7 protein-coding genes are annotated in these 5,480 nt (G+C 39.9%); 4 read left to right on the top strand and 3 right to left on the bottom strand.

Annotated elements, in window-relative coordinates; genetic code table 11:
* Positions 1-1,720, top strand: a 1,720-nt coding sequence (carB, locus tag B2Y23_RS12720; RefSeq protein ID WP_291371190.1) for a carbamoyl-phosphate synthase large subunit, incomplete at its 5' end; no start/stop codon positions are given.
* Positions 1,721-1,812: 92 nt separating this feature from the next.
* Positions 1,813-2,289 carry a transcription elongation factor GreA gene (greA, locus tag B2Y23_RS12715; protein ID WP_291371188.1) on the top strand — a complete coding sequence of 159 codons (477 nt, stop codon included), beginning with the start codon at positions 1,813-1,815 and terminating at the stop codon, positions 2,287-2,289.
* A 75-nt stretch (positions 2,290-2,364) separates the two neighbouring features.
* On the opposite strand, the gene B2Y23_RS12710 is transcribed toward greA, so the two are convergent.
* Positions 2,365-2,958 carry a TetR/AcrR family transcriptional regulator gene (locus B2Y23_RS12710; protein WP_291371192.1) on the bottom strand — a complete coding sequence of 198 codons (594 nt, stop codon included), beginning with the start codon at positions 2,956-2,958 and terminating at the stop codon, positions 2,365-2,367.
* Positions 2,959-3,096: 138 nt separating this feature from the next.
* On the opposite strand from B2Y23_RS12710, the gene B2Y23_RS12705 reads away from it, so the two are divergent.
* Both B2Y23_RS12705 and B2Y23_RS12700 read left to right on the top strand, forming a co-directional pair.
* Entirely contained in the window at positions 3,097-3,501 is a 405-nt protein-coding gene (locus B2Y23_RS12705) for a RidA family protein (RefSeq protein ID WP_291371186.1), read from the top strand.
* 107 nt (positions 3,502-3,608) lie between these two features.
* Positions 3,609-4,238, top strand: a complete 630-nt coding sequence (locus tag B2Y23_RS12700; protein WP_291371184.1) for a CatB-related O-acetyltransferase — start codon at positions 3,609-3,611, stop codon at positions 4,236-4,238.
* A gap of 12 nt (positions 4,239-4,250) precedes the next feature.
* Here B2Y23_RS12700 and B2Y23_RS12695 read toward each other — a convergent pair whose 3' ends face one another.
* Together B2Y23_RS12695 and B2Y23_RS12690 are read right to left on the bottom strand one after the other, a co-directional pair.
* Entirely contained in the window at positions 4,251-4,931 is a 681-nt protein-coding gene (locus tag B2Y23_RS12695; protein WP_291352607.1) for a hypothetical protein, read from the bottom strand.
* A 252-nt stretch (positions 4,932-5,183) separates the two neighbouring features.
* Positions 5,184-5,480, bottom strand: a 297-nt coding sequence (locus tag B2Y23_RS12690; protein WP_291371182.1) for a hypothetical protein, incomplete at its 5' end; no start/stop codon positions are given.

The following is a 5,480-nucleotide window of genomic DNA, read 5'->3' as shown; positions in this document are numbered from 1 at the left end:
CTTGATGGGCATTTCACAAAAGCAATTCCGTAAACACCGTTGGAACTTGGGCGTAACTCCAGTTTACAAACGTGTCGATACATGCGCTGCAGAATTCGAATCTGATACAGCCTACATGTACTCAACTTACGATGAAGAATGTGAAGCAAACCCTTCAACCCGTGACAAGATCATGGTGATTGGTGGCGGTCCTAACCGTATCGGTCAAGGGATCGAGTTCGATTACTGCTGTGTACACGCTGCCCTTGCAATGCGTGAAGACGGCTATGAAACCATCATGGTGAACTGTAACCCTGAAACAGTTTCTACGGATTACGATACATCTGACCGTTTGTACTTCGAACCAATTACACTTGAAGATGTACTCGAAATCGTGCGTATCGAGAAGCCTAAAGGCATTATCGTTCAGTACGGTGGTCAAACACCTTTAAAATTGGCTCGCGCTTTAGAAGAAGCCGGTGCACCAATTATCGGTACATCACCTGATGCAATTGACCGTGCAGAAGACCGTGAACGTTTCCAGCAAATGATTCAACGTCTACAACTTCGTCAGCCAAACAACAGCATCGTAAAATCTGCTGAAGAAGGTATGGCGGAAGCGGCTAAAGTTGGCTATCCGCTTGTTGTACGTCCTTCTTACGTGCTTGGTGGTCGTGCAATGGAAATCGTGTACAACGACGAAGAATTAAAACGCTACTTACGTGATGCGGTTCAAGCATCAAACGAAGCGCCTGTTCTTCTTGACCGCTTCCTGGATGATGCAATCGAAGTTGACGTAGACTGCGTATCTGACGGTAAAGACGTGGTGATTGGCGGTATCATGCAGCATATTGAACAAGCAGGTATTCACTCAGGTGACTCAGCATGTTCAATTCCTCCTTACTCTCTATCTAAAGAGATTCAGGACGAAATGCGTCGTCAAACAATTGCGATGGCAAAAGAACTTGGCGTAATCGGTTTGATGAACGTTCAGTTTGCGGTTAAAGGCGAAGACGTTTACATTCTGGAAGTGAACCCACGTGCATCACGTACTGTACCGTTCGTTTCTAAGTGTATCGGTGAATCGCTTGCAAAAGTTGCTGCACGTTGTATGGCGGGTCAATCTCTTGAGTCACAAGGCTTCACATCAGAGATTATCCCTGAACACTTCTCTGTAAAAGAAGCAGTGTTCCCATTCAACAAATTCCCTGGTGTTGACCCGATCCTTGGTCCTGAGATGAAATCTACAGGCGAAGTGATGGGCGTTGGTAAAACATTCGGTGAAGCATTCTATAAAGCTGTTTTAGGTGCAAACGAGCGTTTACCGGGTCTTCCAACTGAGGGTGAAATCAAACATGCATTTATCTCTGTACGTGACTCAGATAAACCACGTGCGGCGGGTATCGCGAAACAATTGATTGATCTAGGCTTCAAGATTCTTGCAACTGATGGTACATTTAAGGTGATTAGCGAAGCTGGTCTTGAATGTGAACGTGTCAATAAAGTGACTGAAGGTCGTCCAAACATCGTGGACCGTATTAAAAACGGCGAAATCCACCTTGTGATTAACACGACTGAAGGCAAAAAGGCACAAGAAGACTCATTCTCGATCCGTCGTTCAGCCCTTCAAGGTAAAGTATATAACACAACTACATTGAATGGTGCGGATGCAGTATGCCAAGCTTTAGCAATTAAATTGCCAATGGATGTATATCGTTTGCAAGACCTTACTAAAGGTTAATTAAGTTACCGATAAGTCCCGTCACCTATCGGTGGCGGGCTTTTTTTATTTCTAACCCTGTATTTTTTTAAAATCAACTTAGAGGGACAACAATGCAACGTTATCCTATGACTCCTGAAGGCAAAATTGCCTTAGAGAAAGAATTACATCAACTAAAAAGTATTGACCGTCCACGTATTACTGCCGCAATTGCAGAAGCGCGTGAACATGGGGACTTGAAAGAAAATGCAGAGTATCACGCAGCGCGTGAGCAGCAGGGTTTCTGTGAAGGTCGTATTCAGGATATCGAAGGTAAACTGGGCGCTTGCCAGGTAATTGATGTCAAAGAATTAGAGCAAAATGGCCGTGTGGTTTTTGGTGTGACAGTAACTATTGAAAACCTGGATAATGAAGAACAAAAGACCTATAAAATCGTGGGTGATGATGAAGCAGACTTTAAGATCAACAAGATCTCTGTAAACTCTCCAATTGCACGCGGTCTTTTGGGCAAAAATGAAGGCGATGAAGTGAAAATCAATACACCAAACGGTGAAGTTGAATATGAAATCGCCAAAGTTGAATACATCTAATTTTTAGATATTTTTGACTTTTAGGAACCCCTCGAATGAGGGGTTTTTTATATTCAGCCTTCTAATAGCCACAGATTAGCCCTCTGCATATTTTAAAAACCCCGATGCGAATAAATTAAATGCATGTAAGGCTTCAGGAAGTACCTGCTCTGGATGTTCGCTAGAAGCCACCCAGAGTGCTGCATTCATTGCAGCACCATTTAAAAATACCGCAGCTGCTTCAGGATCTACAGCTTTGATTCGGTCTAATGCTAATAATTGTTCCACACAGTCACGGGTAGACTGCAAACATTTATTTTGGCTTGGCCAATGTGCAGGATCACCCAGCACGGCAGGTCCATCACGCAGCACAATGCGCTGAAATTCCGGATTTAAGGCATTTTCAATATAGGTTTGCCCTTCAAGCATCAATCCTTCCCAAAGATCATCTGGCTGATCAAGCTGCTGCTGGGCAGATGAAGCCATTTCCGAATCGATCTGGTCGACTACTGCAGCAAATAAGCCCTTTTTATCCCCAAAATGGTGATACAGCGCTCCACGGGTCAGCCCTGCTTCTGCCGTGAGCTTATCCATTGAAGTATCTGCATAGCCATATTCAGCAAACGCACGACGTGCCACTTCTATCAGTTTCTTGCGGGTTTCCGCCATCTTTTGTTCACGAACAGACATTGATTTCATCACCTAATCATCGCAAAAATTTTAATTGACATACGTACCGTATGTCAATTATATTTACATACGAGACGTATGTGAAAGTTAAGCTGTTTTTAATTCAACTTTTAAATCAGATATTGAAAGAGATTAGACATGACCAGAACTGCAATATTCCCCCAAGACCGCCATGCCCTATATGAACAACATGGTTACTCTGCTGCAATCAAATCGGAAGATTTACTGTTTGTATCGGGTCAGGTCGGTAGCCGTGAAGATGGCTCGCCTGAACCTGATTTCGAGAAACAGGTAGAGCGAGCTTTTGAAAACTTGGCTGCAACATTAACAGCTGCGGGTTGCAGCTTCGATGATATTGTCGATGTCACCACCTTTCACACCGATCCAGAACGGCAGTTCGAAAGCATCATGAAAGTGAAAAGTGAGATATTTACAGAAAAGCCTTATCCTAACTGGACAGCGGTAGGTGTTACATGGTTAGCAGGCTTTGATTTTGAAATTAAAGTGATTGCCCGTATTCCTACAGCATCGGCCACAACCTAATCATTTGCTTTATTCTCAGTCGCTTGAGTATCTTTTAGATATTATTCGGCAAGTATAGACATCGATTAGGTATAATTTATTATTCCTTATTTTTTTATATCTTCCTTATGGCTGAAAAGTTAATTAATTCTCCTGTAAATCACTGGTGTGAGTTCGAGTTCATCTCTAAAACAGTGAAAAATCCGAATATTCATATCAAAGGGAATTATTCTTACTACTCAGCCTATTGGGATCAAGGTTTTGAGCGTTGTGTGGTGCGTTATTTACATGATAAGCCTGCCACGCCTGAGAAACCAATTGATCAGCTCTATATCGGTAATTTCGTCTGTTTCGGCGCTGAATGCGTGATTATGATGGGTGGCAACCAATTGCACCGTACTGACTGGATTTCAGCCTTCCCGTTTGATACACGTAGCTTTGTGCCTGCTGGCAATACCGTTATTGGCGATGGCTGCTGGATTGGCTCTCGTGCCATGATTATGCAAGGCGTAAAGTTGGGTGAAGGTGCCGTAGTCGCAACAGGCGCAGTCGTCACCAAAGATGTGCCACCTTATGCGGTTGTGGGTGGCGTACCTGCAAAAATTATTAAATACCGTTTTCCACACGAAGATATTGAAAAACTGCTTTCTCTTAAAATCTATGACATAGACGAAAAGCAGTTTTTAAAAATGCGTGAAAAGTTACAGACGGATGATGTTACTGAAATTGCAAATTATATTTCCAATTTAACACAATAGATTTAACAAAAACTAAGCATAAAAACTTTCTGATTTTTTATATATACCTATTTCAGAATTAATCTCTGATGGTGCCACCCCTAATGCGATTAATACTGCATTCAACATAGAATTCCAATAATCTTTGGACATATATAAAATCTGATTAAATGTCTCTTTTTCATAGTTCATAAAATCTTTAGGCAAATAATCAGGCTCCTCCTGCCACAACATCCACTGAAAATCCTCATATTCTCTAACACAATCTAATGATGCATGAAATGAAAATGCTTTAATCTTATAATTATCTTGAGTATCCAATAAAAATGCAAAGAAGAAAGTATATAAGCTTTCACCTAATAATTTTTCATCTACAAAATTACATTCAATTTCAAGCTGAAAATTTTCATATTTATTATTGGCTTCACTGTTCTTAAACAGAATCAAGTTTTCTTGGTAACTTTCATTAAAATTTTGTTCTAGAATCAGTTCAAACCCCTTATATCCCATAATATGGGTCAAAGGAGGATTAACTTGATCTAAATTCATTATTGCTCTATTTAATCCCTCTCGAAGATTAATATTGTCATCAACTTTTGATTGATATATTGTTCTAGTATGTTCACCTGTAAAATTACGACAAACCTGAGACCTATCTAAAAAATGATTAACGCTTTCATATATTTCATCTTTATCAAAAATAACATCAATCATTTTTAATCCTTTTAATTTAATTTTGCAGATTGACTTTATAAATGCACTAACTGCTTAAGTTTAAGTATGAACATGAATAGTTTTTAATACTGGCTGTTATGCTGACTTTTGGGATTACTCTTTAAGTGACTTTTAGGAGAATTCGAATTAATCAACTACTACCCTCATACGTATATTTTCAATTCGCCTTATTGGCAGTTGATGTATATACAATTCTTGCATTTATCCTACTCCTATGCATGCAGCTATTGCTCATAACTTGAAGTCTAGCATCAGTTTTTTAGCAAACTCTCGACTCTTAATGTACTTCATAGCAGCATAATCATTCTCAAGACATCTTAGGCTTAAAATTAGAATTTCAATAATAGGTTGTCGCCCAATACGTAAAATTTCATCAAACATTTCATGCTCGTGATCTATGAAGTTTTTCGGTAAATGATCGGTCATATCTTTCCAATCTATACCATTTTTATAGTCATCAAAATCACGAACACAAGCTAATAATGCATCAAAAGAAAAAGCTTTAATCTTATAATTATCTTGAGTATC

This window comes from Acinetobacter sp. UBA5934 (assembly GCF_002430855.1).
Lineage (GTDB): Bacteria > Pseudomonadota > Gammaproteobacteria > Pseudomonadales > Moraxellaceae > Acinetobacter.
Note: the sequence above shows the minus strand (reverse complement) of the source record. Positions and strands in the feature narration are given on the sequence as shown.